Consider the following 19,479-nt stretch of genomic DNA (forward strand, 5'->3'; position numbering starts at 1 on the left):
GCCTCATCATGGCTGTTGCAATTATCGCGTACAGCCAGTAAATTCGACCGTTTTCGAGCACAGGTGCGCCTGGTCAAAGGTTAAACAATTGTTGCCTTGACCGACTCGTTGCGCGCTGTGAGTAACACTGTTTCATTTAGGCAAAACCGATGACCGCAACTGCACAGCAGCTTGAATATCTGAAAAACAGCATCAAAAGCATCCAGGACTATCCAAAGCCTGGCATTCTTTTCCGTGATGTCACCAGCTTGCTGGAAGACCCGAAAGCGTACGCGCTCAGCATTGAACTGCTGGTCGAGCGTTATAAAAACGCCGGGATCACCAAAGTAGTAGGTACCGAAGCCCGTGGCTTCCTGTTTGGCGCACCGGTTGCGCTGGCAATGGGCGTGGGTTTTGTGCCGGTGCGTAAGCCGCGCAAACTGCCGCGTGAAACCATAGCTGAGAGCTACGAGCTGGAGTACGGCACCGATCAGCTGGAGATCCACGTTGATGCGATCAAGCCTGGCGACAAAGTGCTGGTGGTCGACGACCTGCTGGCAACCGGCGGTACCATTGAAGCGACCGTGAAGCTGATCCGTCGTCTGGGTGGTGAAGTGACCGACGCGGCATTCATCATCAACCTGTTCGATCTCGGCGGTGAACAGCGCCTGGAAAAACAGGGTATTACCAGCTACAGCCTGGTGCCTTTCCCGGGTCATTAATCCCGGTTTTCACAACCTCGCTCAATGGGTGAGGTTGTGATAGCATTCCCCTCCATAAATTCACCTTCCAGCGTTGCAGAGCCTGCCCATGAGTTATCAGGTGTTAGCCCGTAAATGGCGACCACAAACCTTTGCTGACGTTGTCGGTCAGGAACATGTGCTGACGGCCCTGGCGAACGGCTTGTCGCTAGGTCGCATCCATCACGCCTATCTTTTCTCCGGCACCCGCGGCGTCGGTAAGACCTCTATTGCCCGTTTGCTGGCAAAAGGTCTTAACTGCGAAACCGGGATCACCGCCACGCCGTGCGGCGTGTGTGATAACTGCCGGGAGATCGAGCAGGGGCGTTTTGTCGATCTGATCGAGATCGACGCTGCCTCGCGCACCAAAGTGGAAGATACCCGCGATCTGCTCGATAACGTGCAGTACGCCCCGGCGCGCGGCCGCTTCAAGGTCTACCTGATCGATGAAGTGCACATGCTGTCGCGCCACAGCTTCAACGCCCTGCTGAAAACGCTGGAAGAGCCGCCCGCGCACGTGAAGTTCCTGCTGGCGACCACCGATCCGCAAAAGCTGCCGGTCACCATCCTGTCGCGCTGCCTGCAGTTCCATCTGAAGGCGCTCGACGTTGAGCAGATCCGCGCGCAGCTTGAGCACATTCTTGATGAAGAGAAGATCGTTCACGAGCCGCGCGCCCTGCAGCTGCTGGCCCGCGCCGCGGACGGCAGCCTGCGTGATGCGCTAAGCCTGACCGACCAGGCGATTGCCAGCGGTGACGGCAAGCTCTCCACCGAGGCGGTCAGCACCATGCTCGGCACGCTGGATGACGATCAGGCGCTGTCGCTTATCGAAGCGATGATTGCCGCCAACGGCGAACGCGTGATGTCGCAGGTGAATGCCGCCGCGGCCCGGGGTATTGAATGGGAAGGGCTGCTGGTTGAGATGCTCAGCCTGCTGCACCGCGTGGCGATGCTGCAGCTTTCTCCGTCCGCCATCGGTGCGGATATGGCCGCCATTGAACAGCGGATGCGTGAACTTGCCCGCACCGTGCCGCCTGCCGACGTGCAGCTGTATTACCAGACGCTGCTGATTGGCCGCAAAGAGTTACCGTTCGCGCCGGACCCCAGGATGGGCGTTGAAATGACGCTGCTGCGCGCGCTGGCGTTCCACCCGCGCATGCCATTGCCTGAGCCGGAAGTGCCGCGGCAGTCTTTCGCGCCGGTCGCCCCTACGGCGGTGATGTCGCCGCAGCAGGTGCCACCGCAGCCGACACCGCCGCCGCAGCAAAACGTGCCGCTGTCGGATGCCACCAGTTCGGTGCTTGCCGCGCGCAGCCAGCTGCAGCGTGCGCAGGGAGTAACCAAACCAAAAAAGAGTGAACCGGCAGCGCCAGGAAGAGCGCGGCCGGTGAACAACGCCGCGCTTGAACGACTGGCCTCGGTAACGGAGCGCGTACAGTCGCGTCCGGCACCGTCCGCGCTCGAGCAGAAAGCCCCGGTGAAAGAAGAGGCTTACCGCTGGAAGGCAACCACCATCACTGAAACGGTGAAGGAAGAGGTCGCCACACCGAAAGCGCTGAAAAAGGCGCTGGAGCATGAGAAAACGCCGGAGCTTTCCGCGAAGCTTGCCGAAGAGTCCATTGCGCGCGACGCCTGGGCCGCCGAGGTCAGCAAACTCCAGCTGCCGAAGCTGGTCGAGCAGGTCGCGCTGAATGCCTGGAAAGAGCAGGACGGCAATCAGGTGCGTCTGCACTTGCGTCCGGGTCAGCGGCACCTCAATTCCCCTGGCGCGCAAAAGGCGCTGGCCGAGGCGCTCGCCGCATTACAGGGCGCGCCGGTTGAATTGACTATCATTGAAGATGATAATCCGGCAGTGAAAACGCCGCTCGAGTGGCGCCAGGCCATTTATGAAGAAAAGCTCGCGCAGGCGCGCGAGGCGATTATTGCGGATAACAACATTCAGACCCTGCGCCGGTTCTTCGACGCCGATCTGGATGAAGAGAGTATTCGCCCCATTTGATCGTGAGTCTGACTTACGGTTGTAATCCTTAAACGTGAAAAAGAGAGAAGCCTATGTTTGGTGGAAAAGGCGGTCTGGGTGGCCTGATGAAGCAGGCTCAGCAGATGCAGGAAAAAATGCAGAAGATGCAGGAAGAGATCGCTCAGCTGGAAGTCACGGGTGAGTCCGGTGCCGGTCTGGTCAAAGTGACCATCAACGGTGCGCACAACTGCCGTCGCGTGGAAATCGACCCGAGCCTGCTCGAAGACGACAAAGAGATGCTGGAAGATCTGGTTGCAGCCGCGTTTAACGATGCCGCTCGCCGTATCGACGAAACTCAGAAAGAGAAAATGGCCTCTGTTTCCAGCGGTATGCAGCTGCCGCCTGGCTTCAAGATGCCATTCTGATGCAAACCAGTCCGCTGCTCACGCAGTTAATGGAAGCACTGCGCTGCCTGCCGGGCGTTGGCCCGAAGTCGGCGCAGCGCATGGCGTTTACGCTATTGCAGCGCGACCGCAGCGGCGGGATGCGCCTGGCGCAGGCTTTAACCCGCGCCATGTCAGAAATTGGTCACTGTGCGGATTGCCGCACCTTTACCGAGCAGGACGTGTGTAACATCTGTACGAACCCGCGTCGTCAGGAAAACGGTCAGATTTGCGTGGTGGAGAGTCCTGCGGACATTTACGCCATCGAACAAACCGGGCAGTTTTCCGGCCGCTACTTCGTGCTGATGGGGCATCTCTCCCCGCTCGACGGCATTGGCCCGGATGATATCGGTCTTGATCGCCTTGAACAGCGTCTTGAGTCCGAAACCATCAAAGAGGTGATCCTCGCCACCAACCCGACGGTGGAAGGGGAGGCAACCGCCAACTACATCGCCGAACTGTGCTCGCAGTATGGCGTTGACGCCAGCCGCATCGCCCACGGCGTGCCGGTGGGCGGCGAGCTGGAAATGGTGGACGGCACCACGCTGTCACACTCTCTGGCCGGGCGCCACAAGATTATTTTCTGACCAAACGGAGGCTGCGCGCGCGGCCTCCGCTTGAAAATTCCCCCCCTTATCCCCATCTCTCACTCAACGTTTTACAACCCCATTAAATGGCATTGTTGAGGTCGACTTAGATGAAAGGACAAGAAACCCGTGGTTTCCAGTCAGAAGTAAAACAGCTTCTGCACCTGATGATCCATTCCCTGTATTCCAACAAAGAAATTTTCCTGCGTGAGCTGATTTCCAACGCCTCGGACGCGGCGGATAAGCTGCGCTTCCGCGCGCTGTCCAACCCGGATCTGTACGAAGGCGACGGCGAGCTGCGCGTGCGCGTCTCGTTCAATAAAGAGAACCGCACCCTGACCATCGCCGATAACGGCATTGGGATGAACCGCGACGAGGTGATCGACCACCTCGGCACCATCGCCAAATCCGGCACCAAAGCGTTCCTCGAGTCCATGGGCTCTGACCAGGCGAAAGACAGCCAGCTCATCGGCCAGTTCGGCGTCGGTTTCTACTCGGCGTTTATCGTGGCCGACAAAGTTACCGTCCGTACCCGTGCGGCAGGCGACAGCGCCGAGAACGGCGTGCTGTGGGAATCCAAAGGGGAAGGCGAATACACCGTTGGTGACATCACCAAGGCGGATCGCGGGACCGAAATCACCCTGCACCTGCGCGAAGGCGAAGACGATTTCCTGAACGACTGGCGCGTGCGCTCCATCATCAGTAAATATTCCGATCACATCGCCCTGCCGGTAGAGATTGAAAAACAGGAAGAGAAAGACGGCGAAACCGTGGTTTCCTGGGAGAAGATCAACAAGGCGCAGGCGCTGTGGACGCGCAACAAGTCTGAAATTAAAGACGACGAGTACAACGAGTTCTACAAGCATATCGCCCACGACTTTACCGACCCGCTGACCTGGAGCCACAACCGTGTGGAAGGGAAGCAGGAGTACACCAGCCTGCTGTACATCCCGGCACAGGCGCCGTGGGACATGTGGAACCGCGATCACAAGCACGGCCTGAAGCTGTACGTGCAGCGCGTGTTCATCATGGACGACGCCGAGCAGTTCATGCCGAACTACCTGCGCTTTGTGCGCGGTCTGATAGATTCCAACGATCTGCCGCTCAACGTCTCGCGTGAAATTCTGCAGGACAGCACCGTCACCCGTAACCTGCGCAACGCCCTGACCAAACGTGCGCTGCAGATGCTGGAAAAACTGGCGAAAGACGATGCGGAAAAATATCAGACCTTCTGGAAACAGTTCGGCCTGGTGCTGAAAGAAGGCCCGGCAGAAGACACCGCGAACGTCGAAACCATCGCCAAGCTGCTGCGCTTCGCCTCTACGCATACCGACTCCTCCGCGCAGACCGTGTCGCTGGAAGAGTACGTCTCCCGCATGAAAGAAGGGCAGGAGAAGATCTACTACATCACCGCCGACAGCTACGCGGCGGCGAAGAGCAGCCCGCACCTGGAGCTGCTGCGTAAGAAAGGCATCGAAGTGCTGCTGCTTTCTGACCGCATCGACGAGTGGATGATGAACTACCTGACCGAGTTCGACGGTAAATCCTTCCAGTCTGTCGCCAAAGCGGACGAATCCATCGACAAGCTGGCGGATGAAGTGGACGAAAGCGCGAAAGAAGCCGAGAAGGCGCTGGAGCCGTTCGTTGAGCGCGTGAAAACCCTGCTGGGCGAGCGCGTGAAAGAGGTGCGCTTCACGCACCGTCTGACCGATACTCCGGCTATTGTCACCACCGATGCCGACGAAATGGGCACCCAGATGGCGAAACTGTTCGCGGCGGCGGGCCAGGCGATGCCGGAAGTGAAATATATCTTTGAGCTTAATCCGGATCATCCGCTGGTGAAACGCGCGGCGGATACCCAGGACGACGCTCGCTTTGCCGAGTGGGTTGAACTGCTGCTGGATCAGTCCCTGCTGGCCGAGCGCGGCACGCTGGAAGATCCTAACCTGTTCATTAAACGTGTGAATGCGCTGCTGCTGGCGTAATTGACCGCGCCTCCCCTGGTCTTCTCCCTCTCCCGTGGGAGAGGGCCGGGGTGAGGGCACCAGACCGCACCCTCCCAAATAATCTCCCCCCGTTAACCGTTTCAGCCTTCCCGCCTTCCTTGAGCGATGCCCGTTCTGGTGGTATTGTTTAGCGCTTTTGAAAAATTGAAACGACTTTTGAGGGGATTTTCGCAATGCGTATTATTCTGCTTGGCGCTCCGGGCGCGGGTAAAGGAACTCAGGCTCAGTTCATCATGGAGAAATACGGTATTCCGCAAATCTCCACCGGTGACATGCTGCGCGCCGCTGTTAAATCTGGCTCCGAGCTGGGTAAACAAGCGAAAGACATCATGGACGCAGGCAAGCTGGTGACCGACGAGCTGGTTATTGCTCTGGTCAAAGAGCGCATTGCTCAGGAAGACTGCCGTAACGGTTTCCTGCTGGACGGCTTCCCACGCACCATTCCTCAGGCTGACGCCATGAAAGAAGCGGGCATCAACGTGGACTACGTTCTGGAGTTCGACGTGCCGGACGAGCTGATCGTTGACCGTATCGTTGGTCGTCGCGTACACGCTGCTTCTGGCCGCGTTTACCACATTAAATTCAACCCACCTAAGGTTGAAGGTAAAGACGACGTGACCGGCGAAGAGCTGACCACCCGTAAAGACGATCAGGAAGAGACCGTGCGTAAACGCCTGGTGGAATACCATCAGATGACCGCGCCGCTGATCGGCTACTACACCAAAGAAGCGCAGGCGGGTAACACCAAATACGCGAAAGTTGACGGCACCAAAGCCGTGGCTGACGTACGTGCAGAGCTGGAAAAAATCCTCGGCTAATCGCGCGCCTCTCACCCGGGCTCCCGGGTGAGAAATATTCTCATCTTACCTATTACAGCAATGGGTTTCGTTTAAACGCATTTCCGCTACAATTGACAACCTATCAAATGGTTAAGAGGCGTGAATGAGTCAGGCGAAAACCGGCATCCTGCTTGCCAATCTGGGCACTCCAGAAGCACCTACATCAGACGCGGTAAAACGCTACCTGCGACAATTTTTAAGCGACACGCGCGTCGTGGATTTCCCGAGACTGCTGTGGTGGCCGCTGCTGCGTGGCGTCATTCTGCCGATTCGTTCTCCGCGCGTCGCCAAACTCTATCAGTCCGTCTGGATGGAAGAGGGCTCGCCGCTGATGGTTTACAGCCGTCGCCAGGAAAAAGCGCTGGCCGCCCGCCTGCCGGATATGCCCGTCGCGCTCGGCATGAGCTACGGAAAACCGTCCCTGAAAAGCGCGGTGGAATCACTGCTGGCGCAGGGCGTGGACCACATCGTCGTGCTGGCGCTCTACCCGCAGTATTCCTGCTCGACGGTGGCCGCCGTCTGGGACGAGCTGGCCCGCATTCTGGCGACCCGCCGCCGCATTCCGGGCGTGACCTTTATTCGCGACTACGCGGATAACGATCTCTACATCCAGGCGCTTGCCAACAGCGCGCGCGCGTCGTTTGAAAAGCACGGCGAGCCGGATCTGCTGCTGCTTTCCTATCACGGGATCCCGCAGCGTTTCGCCAACGAAGGGGATGATTACCCGCAGCGCTGCCGCGATACCACGCGCGAGCTGGTCTCCGCTCTTGGCCTGCCGCCGGAGAAGGTGATGATGACCTTCCAGTCGCGCTTCGGCCGCGAGCCGTGGCTGACGCCGTACACCGATGAAACCCTCAAAATGCTGGGCGAGAAGGGCGTGAAGCACATTCAGGTGATGTCGCCGGGCTTCTCGGCCGACTGTCTGGAAACGCTGGAGGAGATCGCGGTACAAAACCGGGAATTTTTCCTGGAAGCTGGCGGCGAAAAGTACGAGTACATTCCGGCGCTTAACGACTCCCCTGAGCATATCGACATGATGGTCTCGCTGGTGACGAAAAGCCACTGATCGCGCTTGAGGCCGGGTTTGTGCTACCATTCCCGGCTTCGATTCCTTGCACAGTTCAGACCATGAAATTTCCCGGTAAACGTAAATCAAAACACTACTTCCCCGTTAACGCTCGCGATCCGCTCCTGCAGCAAATCCAGCCTGAAAATGAAACCAGTGCCGCATGGGTGGTGGGTATCGATCAGACGCTGGTGGATATTGAAGCCAAAGTGGATGATGCGTTTGTTGCGCGTTACGGTCTGAGCGCCGGGCATTCGCTGGTGATTGAAGACGACGTTGCCGAAGCGCTGTATCAGGAGCTGGTGCGCGAAAACCTGATTACCCATCAGTTTGCCGGTGGCACCATCGGCAATACCATGCACAACTACTCCGTCCTGGCAGACGACCGCTCGGTGCTGCTCGGCGTGATGTGCAGCAATATCGAAATCGGTGGCTATGCCTACCGCTATCTCTGCAACACTTCCAGCCGTACCGATCTGAACTACCTGCAGGGCGTTGACGGGCCGATTGGCCGCTGCTTTACCCTCATTGGTGAGTCCGGCGAGCGTACCTTTGCCATCAGCCCTGGCCACATGAACAAGCTGTGCGCCGAGAGTATTCCTGAAGAGGTGATCGCGGGCGCCTCGGCGCTAGTGCTGACGTCGTATCTGGTGCGCTGCAAGCCGGGCGAGCCGATGCCGGAAGCGACCATGAAGGCGATCGAGTACGCGAAGAAGTACGATGTCCCGGTCGTCCTGACGCTGGGGACCAAATTCGTTATCGCCGATAATCCGGAGTGGTGGCAGGCCTTCCTGAAAGAGCACGTTTCGATTCTGGCGATGAACGAAGAAGAGGCCGAAGCGCTGACCGGCGAAAGCGATCCGCTGCTGGCGTCCGATAAAGCGCTGGACTGGGTGGATCTGGTGCTCTGCACTGCCGGACCTGTCGGGCTGTATATGGCCGGCTTTACGGAAGAAGAGAGCAAGCGCAAAACCCAGCACCCGCTGCTGCCCGGTGCGATTGCCGAGTTCAACCAGTACGAGTTCAGCCGCGGCATGCGCCATAAAGACTGCACCAACCCGCTGCGTATCTACTCCCACATCGCGCCTTATATGGGCGGGCCGGAGAAGATCATGAACACCAACGGTGCGGGCGACGGCGCGCTGGCCGCGCTGCTGCACGACATCACCGCTAACGCCTACCACAAAACCAACGTGCCGAACTCCAGCAAGCACAAGTTCAGCTGGCTGACCTATTCGTCGCTGGCGCAGGTGTGTAAATATGCCAACCGCGTGAGCTATCAGGTGCTGAACCAGCACTCTCCGCGCTTAACGCGTGGGCTGCCGGAACGGGAAGACAGCCTCGAAGAGGCGTACTGGGACAGGTAAAAGCAAAACGGCAACCTGTGGTTGCCGTTTTTAGTGTTTGTTCCCTCTCCCTGTGGGAGAGGGTTAGGGTGAGGGCATCAGGCCGCACCAAATTAACCCGTCACAGCCTCTTCAACCGGCGGTTTCTCCAGCAGCGTCAGCATGGTATTCGCAATCTCGCGTTCGCCCATTACCACCTTATTCGCACCGCGCTCGGTAATGTACTCCACCTCGTCGTCATAATGCGCCCGGGCGATAATCTCAATCGTTGGGCACTTCTCGCGCGCCGAAGCTACAATCTCACCCGCTTCATAGCCGTTAGGTATGGTCAGCAGCAGCCAGCGCGCGCAGTCCAGGTGCGCCAGATTCATGATCTCTTCGTTTGCCGCATTGCCCAGCACCGCACGAATACCGCGCTCGCGCAGCTCGTCGACGCGGGTGCGTGAGGTCTCAATCACCACCAGCGGAATGCCCTGCGCCATCAGCTTCTCACCGAGCAGGCTGCCCACGCGGCCAAAGCCGACCAGCAGGGCGTGATTGCAAATATCCACCGGGATCTGCTTCTCTTCTTCGATGGCCTCTTCGAGCGTCTGTTCTTCCAGGGTTTCGGTTTTATCGAGGTATTTTTCCAGCAGGGCAAACAGCACCGGGTTCAGCATAATCGACAGAATCGCCCCCGCCAGCACCAGGTTCTGCCCCGCCTGCGGCAGCAGGTTCAGGGCCATGCCCAGACCGGCCAGAATAAAGGCGAACTCACCAATCTGCGCCAGGCTGGCGGCGATGGTCAGCGCCGTGCGCGGGGAGTGGCCAAACATCCGTACCAGGAAGAAGGCGGCAAGCGACTTACCAAAGATGATGATCGCCAGCGTGCCCAGCACGGCCAGCGGCTGGTGAATCAGAACCATCGGATCAAACAGCATCCCGACGGAGACGAAGAACAGCACGGCGAAGGCGTCGCGCAGCGGCAGAGTATCGTGCGCCGCGCGGTGGCTCAGCTCGGACTCGTTCAGCACCATGCCGGCGAAGAACGCGCCCAGGGCAAATGAAACATCAAACAGCTCAACGGCACCAAACGCGATTCCCAGCGCCAGCGCCAGCACGGAGAGGGTAAACAGCTCGCGCGAGCCGGTTGCCGCGCTGCGGGACATGATCCACGGTACCAGACGGCGGCCCACCAGCATCATGATGGCGATAAACGCCACCACCTTACCGATGGTGATGCCCATATCCAGCGCCAGCGAGGCAAAGCCGACGTTGTCTTTTTCCATCATCCCGGCGACGGCAGGCAGCAGCACCAGCGTCAGTACCATCACCAGATCTTCCACAATCAGCCAGCCGATCGCGATTTGCCCGCGCTGGCTGTCTATTAGCTGTCTCTCTTCAAGCGCGCGCAGCAGCACCACGGTACTGGCGGTTGAGAGACACAGCCCAAAAACGATACCGGTCATTAACGACCAGCCCAGCACCGCCGAAAGCGCCATCCCCAGCAGCGTCGCCACCCCTATCTGGGCGATCGCTCCCGGTATGGCAATCGACTTTACCGCCATCAAATCCTTCAGGGAGAAGTGCAGGCCGACGCCAAACATCAGCAGAATCACGCCCAATTCCGCTAGCTCAGGGGCCAGTTTGGTATCCGCCACAAAGCCTGGCGTAAACGGCCCCGCCAGTACACCCGCTAACAGATAGCCGACAAGAGGAGAAATACGCAGTTTATTGGCAATCATGCCGAGGATAAAAGCGAGCACAAGTCCACCAACAATGGTGGTGATAAGCGGTGTGGCGTGGTGCATTCCGTCTCCTTTCGTTGTGGGTGTTCCTTTTTGGCGAAAACCAAAAAACCGAGTAATAGTTTATGACAATTTTTACCCTTATGTTTATGAATAATTGTTGAAGTTTGAATAAAACAGCAATATGCACGTAAAAAAGCGCATTTTGATAAATTCAGCGAGGGGATGAAGAAGAAACCCTTATGGCATCAGGGTATCAGGTAGCCAAAGTCAAACTTTGGCTACCCGTAATTCAGGCTTTATGACGGTTATCAGGCAGGAATATGGTTAACATCCCAAGAAGCGGCAGGAAAGCGCAGATTTTATAAACCAGGAAGATGCTGGTGTGATCCGCAACCATCCCTAACACCGCTGCGCCAAGCCCTCCCATGCCGAAGGCGAAACCGAAAAAGAGTCCGGAAACCATACCGATACGGCCAGGCAGCAGCTCCTGGGCATAAACCAGAATGGCGGAAAAGGCGGAAGCGAGGATAAAACCAATAATCACGGTTAAAATCCCCGTCCATTCAAGGCTCGCGTAGGGCAAAATAAGGGTAAACGGTGCCACGCCGAGGATAGAGCCCCAAATGACATATTTACGCCCAATCTTATCCCCCACAGGCCCGCCAATGACCGTACCGGCCGCAACGGCGAACAGGAAGGCAAACAGGTGGATCTGCGCATTCTGTACCGATAATCCGAATTTTTGCATCAGATAAAAGGTGTAATAGCTGCTGATGCTCGCCATATAGAAGTATTTCGAGAAAATCAGCACCAGCAGCACAGAGACGGCCAGGATAACCTTATTTCGCGGCAGGGGATTGATAACCTTCGCTTTAGGTTTCCCTTTGTTCACGCGATGCTGAGCGGCATACCAGCGGCTGATCTGCGCCAGCACGATAATCGCCAGCAGCGCGGCCAGCACAAACCATGCCACGTTGCCTTTACCGTAAGGGGCAATAATCACCGCGGCCAGCAGCGGGCCGAGAGAGCTACCAAAGTTGCCGCCCACCTGGAAGAGGGACTGCGCCAGCCCGTGACGCCCCCCTGAAGCCATACGCGCCACGCGCGAGGACTCCGGATGGAAGACGGACGACCCGGTACCCACCAGCGCGGCGGCAACCAACACCGCTTCAAAACTCCCCGCCATGGCCAGCAGCACCAGCCCGCTTAAGGTAAAGCACATGCCGATCGGCAGCGACCACGGCATCGGGTATTTATCCGTCCAGTAGCCCACCACCGGCTGCAGCAGTGAGGAAGCCAGCTGGAAGGTCAGGGTGATCATCCCGATCTGCACGAAGGTAAGTGAGAACTCGGACTGCAGCAACGGATAAATGGCCAGAATCAACGACTGGATCATATCGTTGAGCAGGTGCGAGAGACTGATTGCGCCTAAGACTTTAAAGGAGGTGCGCGACGCCGGCGCGCCCGGAACGGGCTGGGTTGATTCACTGATTGCCATAGAGAGAAGTACCACGTCTTTAGTTATTAGAGATGCAGGGTGTAATTATTATCCGACTAACATACCCGCCCGGGACATTTGAAGAAAGTCGCAATTCTGAAAACTTATTTGTCTATTCTTGTTAGTCACTGTAATTTTTGCCTTTGTCTATTGGTCAGGGAGAGAGAAGATGAAGTTAATGAAGCGGGGCGTCGCGCTGGCGCTCATCGCCGCATGGGGCCTGGTAAGCCTGCCCGCGCAGGCGTATGAAAAAGATAAAACCTATAGAATCACCATTCTGCATACCAACGATCACCACGGTCATTTCTGGCGCAGTGAATACGGCGAATATGGCCTGTCGGCACAAAAAACGCTGGTGGACGGCATCCGCAAAGAGGTGGCGGCCCAGGGTGGCAGCGTGCTGCTGCTGTCGGGGGGCGATATCAATACCGGCATGCCGGAATCCGATTTACAGGACGCGGAACCTGATTTTCGCGGCATGAACCTGATTGGCTACGACGCGATGGCCGTGGGTAACCATGAGTTTGATAATCCCCTGACCGTGCTGCGTCAGCAGGAAAAATGGGCCAAATTCCCCTTCCTCTCCGCCAATATTTACCAGAAAAGCACCGGCGAACGCCTGTTTAAGCCGTGGGCGCTGTTTAAGCGTCAGGATCTGAAGATCGCGGTCATCGGCTTAACCACCGACGATACGGCGAAAATTGGTAACCCCGAGTTCTTTACCGATATCGAATTCCGCAAACCGGCAGACGAAGCGAAGCTGGTGATTCAGGAGCTGCAGCAAAACGAAAAGCCGGACGTGATTATCGCCACCACGCACATGGGGCACTACGACAACGGCGAGCACGGCTCCAATGCTCCCGGCGACGTGGAGATGGCGCGCAGCCTGCCCGCGGGCTCGCTGGCGATGATTGTGGGTGGTCACTCACAGGATCCGGTGTGCATGGCCTCGGAGAACAAAAAGCAGGTGGACTACGTTCCGGGCACGCCGTGCGCGCCGGACCGTCAGAACGGTATCTGGATAGTGCAGGCGCACGAGTGGGGCAAATACGTGGGCCGGGCGGATTTCGAGTTCCGTAACGGCGAGATGAAGCTGGTTCACTATCAGCTCATCCCGGTCAACCTGAAGAAGAAAGTCACCTACCCGGACGGGAAAAGTGAGCGCGTACTTTACACGCCAGAGATCGCAGAAAACCAGCAGATGCTCTCTCTGCTGACGCCGTTCCAGAACAAAGGCAAGGCGCAGCTGGACGTGAAAATCGGCACGCTGAACGGTCGTCTGGAGGGGGACCGCAGTAAAGTTCGCTTCGTGCAGACCAACATGGGCCACCTGGTGCTGGCGGCGCAAATGGCGCGTACCGGTGCGGACTTTGGCGTAATGAGCGGCGGCGGTATTCGTGATTCCATCGAAGGTGGAAACATTACCTATAAAGACGTCCTGAAGGTACAGCCGTTCGGCAACGTGGTGGTCTATGCGGACATGAGCGGGAAAGAGGTGATTGACTACCTGACCGCCGTGGCGCAGATGAAGCCGGATTCCGGGGCCTATCCGCAGTTTGCGAACGTCAGCTTCGTCGCGAAAGACGGCAAGCTTAGCGACCTGAAGATCAAAGGCGAACCGGTTGATCCGGCTAAAACGTACCGTCTGGCAACGTTAAGCTTTAACGCCACCGGCGGCGACGGCTATCCGCATATTGATAATAAACCGGGTTACGTGAATACCGGCTTTATCGATGCGGAAGTGCTGAAGCAGTTCATCGAGCAGAATTCACCGATTGATGTGAATGCGTATGAGCCGAAGGGTGAGGTGAGCTGGCAGTAGTGGTGTGCGGCCTGATGCCCTCACCCCAACCCTCTCCCACCGGGAGAGGGTGCGAACACAAAAAACGGTAACGCCTGTTACCGTTTTGCTTTTACCTCGTAGCCGCCACCCGGCTTTTTCTTTTACTCCCGGCGCGCAATATCCGCAAACTTCGCGTCCAGCATTTTCGCCAGATCGCCCGCCGCCAGCTCGATATCCAGCCCGCGTTTGCCGCCTGATATAAAGATGGTGTCAAACTCCTGTGAAGGCGCGTCGATCAGCGTCGGCAGGCGTTTTTTCTGCCCGAGCGGACTGATCCCGCCCACCAGATATCCGGTAGTGCGTTGCGCCACCATCGGATCCGCCATATCCACCTTCTTCGCCCCCAGCGCTTTGGCGACTTTCTTCAGATCCAGCTGTCCCGCCACCGGGGTAACCGCGACGGCGAGGTGTTTCATATCACCGTTTACCGCAACCAGCAGCGTTTTGTAAACCTGGTCCGCGTTCAGCCCCAGCTTGCGCACCACTTCATCACCAAAGTTAGTCTCATTCGGATCGTGATCGTAAGTGTGGATCCGGAAAGAAATGTTGTTTTTTTCGAGTAATTTAACGGCGGGAGTCATAGCTATCCTTCTTACGACAGACAAATCATGCCAACAGCATACGCCTGACGTTTGTCTAAAAAATAGCACCATCTTGCGCAATAGTATTGGCAGTGATGGTCACTTTGAGCGACAATCGGCTCAACCGAAGGTCTCCTTCGGCATAATAAAAACGATGAAATTCCTCTTTGACGGGCCAATAGAAATATTGGCCATTTTTTTATTTTAACAGTGACGGCAAATTCCCTTCTCCGTACAAATGTAACGCCCCAACCGCCACCACGTAATGCCCCGCAGGTAACGCATGCAGCGTCTGCCGCCAGGCTTTGTTGCGCGCGTTCATCAGCACATCATACAGCGATTCGCTGAACGTCGACGGTAAGGCCAGCTTACCGTCCTCAGGCGGCGCATCCAGCCACCAGCCAATCATGGTCTGCAGCAGGCGCGCGTTGGTGTGCCAGTGGGTCAACGTATCATCCAGCAGCATCAGACCGTCGTCGGGAAGCTGGCGCAGAAGCGCAATCTGGCTGTCCGTCCCTTCCAGCTCGATGATGGGCAGGCTGCGCGCCCTTGCCACGTTCAGCAACTGGTAATCAATGCCGTAGTCACCGCGCAGTCCCAGACGCTGGGCCTGCGTGGCCTGCAGCACCATCGCAATTTGCCAGAGCGGCAGGGTGTCAATCATGGAGAGCGACACGCCGGTTTCATCCGCGACGCGCGTCAGTTCCGCAAGCTGGGCATCATCCAGACGTTCCGCCAGGGTGAGATCGCTCTCGAGCCCGGCAAACGGTGACTCCTGACCCGAAATGTCCGCCTCAACGACCAGCGCGTCGGCGCGTTTCAGCAGTTTTATCAGGCCGGGTGGCAGGGGAGACATATCCTGCGTACCCATATGGATGCTGCCGACCAGGTGCAGGTGTTGCCCGCCGGGAAGAGAGATATCCAGACCGGGCCAGGCGTAACGGCGAGGAAAGAGGGCGCGAAACGATGCTTTTATACGATTAAACAGACCCATACGCGCTCCATGAATGGAAAAGTTCATGCTAGCGCGTACGGGTACAAGGTTCAATCCTTCGGTTTAAAGCGCAGCAGCCGGTTGGCGTTGCTTACCACGGTAATGGAGGAGAGCGCCATCGCCGCGCCCGCGACCACCGGATTAAGCAGCGTGCCGGTCAGCGGCCACAAAATACCGGCCGCGATCGGGATACCGAGCGAGTTATAGATAAATGCCCCCAGCAGGTTCTGCTTCATGTTGCGCAGCGTGGCTTTTGAAATGGCCAGCGCGTCGGCAACCCCCATCAGGCTATGGCGCATCAGCGTAATAGCAGCGGTTTCAATGGCGACATCGCTCCCGCCGCCCATGGCAATCCCCACGTCCGCCTGGGCCAGCGCCGGGGCATCGTTGATGCCGTCGCCGACCATCGCCACCTGACGACCCTGACTTTGCAGTTTCTTGATGGCGTCCGCTTTACCGTCCGGCAGTACGCCTGCAATCACCTCATCAATTCCGGCTTCTTTCGCGATGGCGTTGGCGGTGGTCGGGTTATCCCCGGTCAGCATCACCAGACGGTAGCCGGCGCGGTGCAGGCGCTGCAGGGCATCCACGCTGTCCTGACGAAGCGGATCGCGCACGGCCAGCAGCGCGGCGGCTTTGCCATCCACCGCCAGCAGAACCGGTGTGGCGCCCTGAGACGCCTGCGCTTTCAGCTCGCTTTCCAGCGCGGCGGTATCAATACCGTTTTCATTGAGCAATGCCTGGTTGCCCAGCAGCAGCGCGTGGCCTTCTGCTTCACCGCTGACGCCGAGCCCGCGCAGGGTGCGGAAATTGCTGACCTGAGGCAGGGCAGAAGCATTTGCTTTATCGAGGATAGCGCGCGCCAGCGGATGGCTGGAACCTTGCTCCAGCGCAGCGGCGAGACGCAGCGCGTCCTCTTGCGCAATGCCTGCGGTAGTGACGGCCACCACCTGCGGTTTGCCTTCGGTCAGCGTGCCGGTTTTATCAAACACCAGCGTGTCGAGGGTGCTGGCCCGCTGCAGCGCGTCTGCATCCCGTACCAGTACGCCAAATTCGGCCGCGCGGCCTACGCCGGAGATAATCGACATTGGGGTCGCCAGGCCAAGGGCGCAAGGACAGGCGATGATCAGCACCGTGGTGGCGATCACCAGGGTGTAAACAATCTGCGGTGCGGGGCCGAAGAAATACCAGATAGCCGCGCTCAGCAGGGCAATACCGACCACCACCGGCACAAAAATGGCCGAGATTCTGTCAGCAAGCTGGCCAATTTCCGGCTTGCTGCTCTGGGCCTGGCGCACCATGCGGATGATACGCGACAGCGTCGTGTGGCTGCCGACGGCGTTGGCGGTAAACAGCACGCTGCCGTCCTGCACCACCGTACCGGCATGAACGGCGTCGCCGTCTGATTTCTGCTGAGGGATAGGCTCGCCGGTCAGCATCGCTTCATCCAGCCAGGCTTCGCCCTGGGTTATCTTACCGTCAACGGGAACGCGATCGCCCGTCGTCAGGCGCAGCGTCATGCCGGGCTGAACTTCCGCCAGCGGGACGCTTTTCTCCCCCTCGTCCGTGACCACGCGGGCCGTCGGCGGGGTTAAATCAAGCAATCTTTCCAGCGCTTTCGAGGAGCGCTGACGGGCGCGGGCTTCCAGCATATGGCCCAGGTTAATCAGGCCGATAATCATCGCGCTCGCTTCATAGTAGAGATGGCGCGCCTCCATCGGGAACCACTGGGGCCAGGCGTTCACGCTCATCGAATAGAGCCACGCCGCGCCGGTACCGAGCGCCACCAGCGTATCCATCGTCGCGGTGCGGTTTTTCAGGCTCTTCCAGGCGCTGGTATAGAAATGGCCCCCCGCGAAGATCATCACGCCCAGGGTAATGACACCAATCACCAGCCACAGCGTGCGGTTGTCGTCGGTGACCATCATGTTGTCGCCGATCATCCCCCACACCATGACCGGCACCCCGACCAGCAGAGCGACAATCGCCTGCCAGCGGAAGCGTTTCATGGTGGCAATAGCCGTTTCCTGCTGGCGCTCGCGGCGCTCGGCGTCATCTTCGATGGCCTCCGCCCCGTAGCCCGCTTTCTCTACGGCCTGCACTAAATCTGCTGCGGAGGCGCTGCCCATCACCAGCGCAGTGCGCTCCGCGAGGTTGACCCGTGCCTGCGCGACGCCCGGTACCGCCTGTAAGGCGTTTTGTACCCGGGAGACGCAGCTGGCGCAGCTCATGCCGTTGATCAGCAGCTGTTGGCTGTCGTCAATATCATCAGCTGCCGGAAGCTCAGGAGTGGCCGCTGTCAGCGCTTCCGACGGGGATGATGACTCTGCCAGCGGTTTAGCCTTTGGGTGGCTTAACTCCGCCCCGTAACCGGCCTGCTTGATGGTATCGATTAGCGCATCCGCGCTGGCGCTGCCGGTCACGGCGGCACGATCGATAGTCACATCAGCGCTTTCAACGTCAGGGCGCTGTTCCAGGCTTTCTTTAACGCGTTTGACACAGTGGCCGCATGAGAGGCCGTCCAGCGTCAGGTCGATAGTGTGAGACATAACAAAACTCCCGTATAATGAACTGGTCAGTAGTTGACCGGAGTAACGCTTTTCGCTAACTGTTATGAAGGTTAAACCTTCCATCAAGGGGAAGGTCAAGCTCAAAAGTTGCTTAATGAGTTAGGCTTTTTTCATTGCCAGTGAAAAAGAAGGTTCATCGTCTGAAATTGGTTTTACGTATTTGCACAAAGTTATAGCTACAAGTCTTCTAAGTTATTGTATTACAATGGATGACTTGCTCCGAATTGGGATGTGTCAGATAGCGGAGTAAGCAGTGTTGTCTTCGTTTCTAATAAGCTTCGTGATGGCGATGAGATAGCTTTATGATGAGCTGTTGTTACATGAGCATAACAAATGAAATTAAATAATCTGTAGAGGAATGTGAGGCTATTTACCCTAACGGAAAGGCGAAAGTGGGTCAAAGAAAGGCTTGTTAGCATCTAAAAAACCATTACCTCATGAACTCAAAAAAACTTAAGTGAACGGTGTAACGGGCTACGGGCATTTTCTTAGCCACTAAACAGAGCTACCCTACTGATCATTATTACACTTTAGTACGTGAGCCGCTTAACTTTTCGTAAAAAAAATCAACAAATTATAATGGTTTGTGTTACTTAGGCTCATTCGTTTCGTCACCTTTCCAGCACATAATCCTCAACTTTTTAGTCAATCGCAACGCGTATAGCAGTATGTGATGCATCTGAGGTCGATATCGTGAAGGAAGCGCAAAGCCATTTTAATTTTTGCATGTCTTTGGTGGGGATAAACTTTGCGTATTTTTGTATTGGTATTTACTATAGTGAAGAATGGTCTACACATACTCTACTCCAACTGTATTGGTATAAACATACACAAATATTTTTGCCAAGGATAACGACTGAGAATGGCTAAGCTACCTTTTACAAAACAAGAGCTCACGCGAGCCTGGAGAGAAGCAACTGCTGTTTCTGATGTTGAGCCACGACAAAACCCGCACAGACTGCTTCTTTTTTATGCTGTTGAATGTGGTTTGAAAGCGGTGTTTCTCACACAAAGAAATTTAGACATCATTGATGAAGAGAATGCTGGCTTACTCTCACATGACTTAAATAAAATCGCTAATCTTGTTCTTCTGCCAAAGGCTCAATTGCTTCCTGAGGGGGTTTCGATGAAAAATTGTACCATCAATAGGACATCAACACCCAGAAACTGCCACGTCAGCCAGTTAAATCAAGTATGGCGTTATGGTGGAAAGTTGAATGGCCCCGGAGTTATTTCAGATCTCATTTTAGAACAGAAGCTTTTGCAGATAAATGCTTGGATTAATAAGGAATTATGA

The 19,479-nt window shown here is 56.9% G+C and carries 15 protein-coding genes and 1 other annotated feature; of the genes, 10 read left to right on the forward strand and 5 right to left on the reverse strand.

Annotated elements, in window-relative coordinates; all coding sequences use genetic code 11:
* Window positions 1–149: 149 nt before the first annotated feature.
* The 8 genes from apt to AC2TE5_RS05220 all read left to right on the forward strand — a co-directional run bounded on the left by apt (window position 150) and on the right by AC2TE5_RS05220 (window position 8,987).
* Window positions 150–701 carry an adenine phosphoribosyltransferase gene (apt, locus tag AC2TE5_RS05185; protein WP_000127359.1) on the forward strand — a complete coding sequence of 184 codons (552 nt, stop codon included), beginning with the start codon at window positions 150–152 and terminating at the stop codon, window positions 699–701.
* Between the two features lie 88 nt (window positions 702–789).
* Complete coding sequence (dnaX, locus tag AC2TE5_RS05190; RefSeq protein WP_048030118.1) at window positions 790–2,718, forward strand: DNA polymerase III subunit gamma/tau; 1,929 nt, start codon at window positions 790–792, stop codon at window positions 2,716–2,718.
* Window positions 2,048–2,112 (forward strand) — a sequence feature (DnaX frameshifting element). (Overlaps the previous gene by 65 nt.)
* Window positions 2,719–2,771: 53 nt before the next feature.
* Window positions 2,772–3,104, forward strand: coding sequence for a YbaB/EbfC family nucleoid-associated protein (locus tag AC2TE5_RS05195; protein WP_003858972.1), 333 nt, complete (start codon window positions 2,772–2,774; stop codon window positions 3,102–3,104).
* On the forward strand, window positions 3,104–3,709 hold the full coding sequence (recR, locus tag AC2TE5_RS05200) for a recombination mediator RecR (protein WP_008499298.1): 606 nt from the start codon (window positions 3,104–3,106) through the stop codon (window positions 3,707–3,709). The genes AC2TE5_RS05195 and recR overlap by 1 nt, the downstream gene beginning before the upstream one ends.
* A 110-nt stretch (window positions 3,710–3,819) precedes the next feature.
* The gene (htpG, locus tag AC2TE5_RS05205; RefSeq protein WP_213328803.1) at window positions 3,820–5,694 is read left to right on the forward strand and encodes a molecular chaperone HtpG; all 1,875 of its coding nucleotides are present in this window, start codon (window positions 3,820–3,822) and stop codon (window positions 5,692–5,694) included.
* 194 nt (window positions 5,695–5,888) lie between these two features.
* Complete coding sequence (gene adk / locus AC2TE5_RS05210; protein ID WP_006809841.1) at window positions 5,889–6,533, forward strand: adenylate kinase; 645 nt, start codon at window positions 5,889–5,891, stop codon at window positions 6,531–6,533.
* Window positions 6,534–6,657: 124 nt separating this feature from the next.
* Window positions 6,658–7,620, forward strand: a complete 963-nt coding sequence (hemH, locus tag AC2TE5_RS05215; protein ID WP_484612773.1) for a ferrochelatase — start codon at window positions 6,658–6,660, stop codon at window positions 7,618–7,620.
* A gap of 62 nt (window positions 7,621–7,682) precedes the next feature.
* Window positions 7,683–8,987, forward strand: coding sequence for an inosine/guanosine kinase (locus AC2TE5_RS05220; RefSeq protein ID WP_484612774.1), 1,305 nt, complete (start codon window positions 7,683–7,685; stop codon window positions 8,985–8,987).
* Between the two features lie 92 nt (window positions 8,988–9,079).
* Here AC2TE5_RS05220 and ybaL read toward each other — a convergent pair whose 3' ends face one another.
* Both ybaL and AC2TE5_RS05230 read right to left on the reverse strand, forming a co-directional pair.
* Window positions 9,080–10,756, reverse strand: coding sequence for a YbaL family putative K(+) efflux transporter (gene ybaL / locus AC2TE5_RS05225; protein WP_121425566.1), 1,677 nt, complete (start codon window positions 10,754–10,756; stop codon window positions 9,080–9,082).
* Window positions 10,757–10,985: 229 nt separating this feature from the next.
* Entirely contained in the window at window positions 10,986–12,194 is a 1,209-nt protein-coding gene (locus AC2TE5_RS05230; protein WP_064673428.1) for an MFS transporter, read from the reverse strand.
* Window positions 12,195–12,363: 169 nt separating this feature from the next.
* Between AC2TE5_RS05230 and ushA the strand changes: the two genes are divergently transcribed.
* Window positions 12,364–14,016, forward strand: a complete 1,653-nt coding sequence (ushA, locus tag AC2TE5_RS05235) for a bifunctional UDP-sugar hydrolase/5'-nucleotidase UshA (RefSeq protein WP_484612775.1) — start codon at window positions 12,364–12,366, stop codon at window positions 14,014–14,016.
* A 122-nt stretch (window positions 14,017–14,138) separates the two neighbouring features.
* Here the strand turns inward: ushA and ybaK are convergent, their stop codons facing one another.
* The 3 genes from ybaK to copA form a co-directional block, all read right to left on the reverse strand.
* On the reverse strand, window positions 14,139–14,618 hold the full coding sequence (gene ybaK / locus AC2TE5_RS05240) for a Cys-tRNA(Pro)/Cys-tRNA(Cys) deacylase YbaK (protein WP_045909742.1): 480 nt from the start codon (window positions 14,616–14,618) through the stop codon (window positions 14,139–14,141).
* A gap of 199 nt (window positions 14,619–14,817) precedes the next feature.
* On the reverse strand, window positions 14,818–15,612 hold the full coding sequence (locus tag AC2TE5_RS05245; protein ID WP_121425563.1) for a TraB/GumN family protein: 795 nt from the start codon (window positions 15,610–15,612) through the stop codon (window positions 14,818–14,820).
* A 50-nt stretch (window positions 15,613–15,662) separates the two neighbouring features.
* Window positions 15,663–18,161 carry a copper-exporting P-type ATPase CopA gene (gene copA / locus AC2TE5_RS05250; protein ID WP_484612776.1) on the reverse strand — a complete coding sequence of 833 codons (2,499 nt, stop codon included), beginning with the start codon at window positions 18,159–18,161 and terminating at the stop codon, window positions 15,663–15,665.
* Between the two features lie 883 nt (window positions 18,162–19,044).
* Here copA and AC2TE5_RS05255 point away from each other — a divergent pair.
* Window positions 19,045–19,479 (forward strand): hypothetical protein, encoded by a 435-nt coding sequence (locus tag AC2TE5_RS05255; RefSeq protein ID WP_048225936.1) that lies wholly within the window; start codon window positions 19,045–19,047, stop codon window positions 19,477–19,479.

Source organism: Enterobacter sp. N5-15 (genome assembly GCF_057221635.1).

What these genes read in the sequence shown, in the direction of transcription:
- apt (WP_000127359.1), top strand. Translation starts at nt 150, where the DNA reads ATGACCGCAACTGCACAGCAGCTTGAATATCTGAAAAACAGCATCAAA.
- dnaX (WP_048030118.1), top strand. Translation starts at nt 790, where the DNA reads ATGAGTTATCAGGTGTTAGCCCGTAAATGGCGACCACAAACCTTTGCT.
- AC2TE5_RS05195 (WP_003858972.1), top strand. Translation starts at nt 2,772, where the DNA reads ATGTTTGGTGGAAAAGGCGGTCTGGGTGGCCTGATGAAGCAGGCTCAG.
- recR (WP_008499298.1), top strand. Translation starts at nt 3,104, where the DNA reads ATGCAAACCAGTCCGCTGCTCACGCAGTTAATGGAAGCACTGCGCTGC.
- htpG (WP_213328803.1), top strand. Translation starts at nt 3,820, where the DNA reads ATGAAAGGACAAGAAACCCGTGGTTTCCAGTCAGAAGTAAAACAGCTT.
- adk (WP_006809841.1), top strand. Translation starts at nt 5,889, where the DNA reads ATGCGTATTATTCTGCTTGGCGCTCCGGGCGCGGGTAAAGGAACTCAG.
- hemH (WP_484612773.1), top strand. Translation starts at nt 6,658, where the DNA reads ATGAGTCAGGCGAAAACCGGCATCCTGCTTGCCAATCTGGGCACTCCA.
- AC2TE5_RS05220 (WP_484612774.1), top strand. Translation starts at nt 7,683, where the DNA reads ATGAAATTTCCCGGTAAACGTAAATCAAAACACTACTTCCCCGTTAAC.
- ybaL (WP_121425566.1), bottom strand. Translation starts at nt 10,756, where the DNA reads ATGCACCACGCCACACCGCTTATCACCACCATTGTTGGTGGACTTGTG.
- AC2TE5_RS05230 (WP_064673428.1), bottom strand. Translation starts at nt 12,194, where the DNA reads ATGGCAATCAGTGAATCAACCCAGCCCGTTCCGGGCGCGCCGGCGTCG.
- ushA (WP_484612775.1), top strand. Translation starts at nt 12,364, where the DNA reads ATGAAGTTAATGAAGCGGGGCGTCGCGCTGGCGCTCATCGCCGCATGG.
- ybaK (WP_045909742.1), bottom strand. Translation starts at nt 14,618, where the DNA reads ATGACTCCCGCCGTTAAATTACTCGAAAAAAACAACATTTCTTTCCGG.
- AC2TE5_RS05245 (WP_121425563.1), bottom strand. Translation starts at nt 15,612, where the DNA reads ATGGGTCTGTTTAATCGTATAAAAGCATCGTTTCGCGCCCTCTTTCCT.
- copA (WP_484612776.1), bottom strand. Translation starts at nt 18,161, where the DNA reads ATGTCTCACACTATCGACCTGACGCTGGACGGCCTCTCATGCGGCCAC.
- AC2TE5_RS05255 (WP_048225936.1), top strand. Translation starts at nt 19,045, where the DNA reads ATGGCTAAGCTACCTTTTACAAAACAAGAGCTCACGCGAGCCTGGAGA.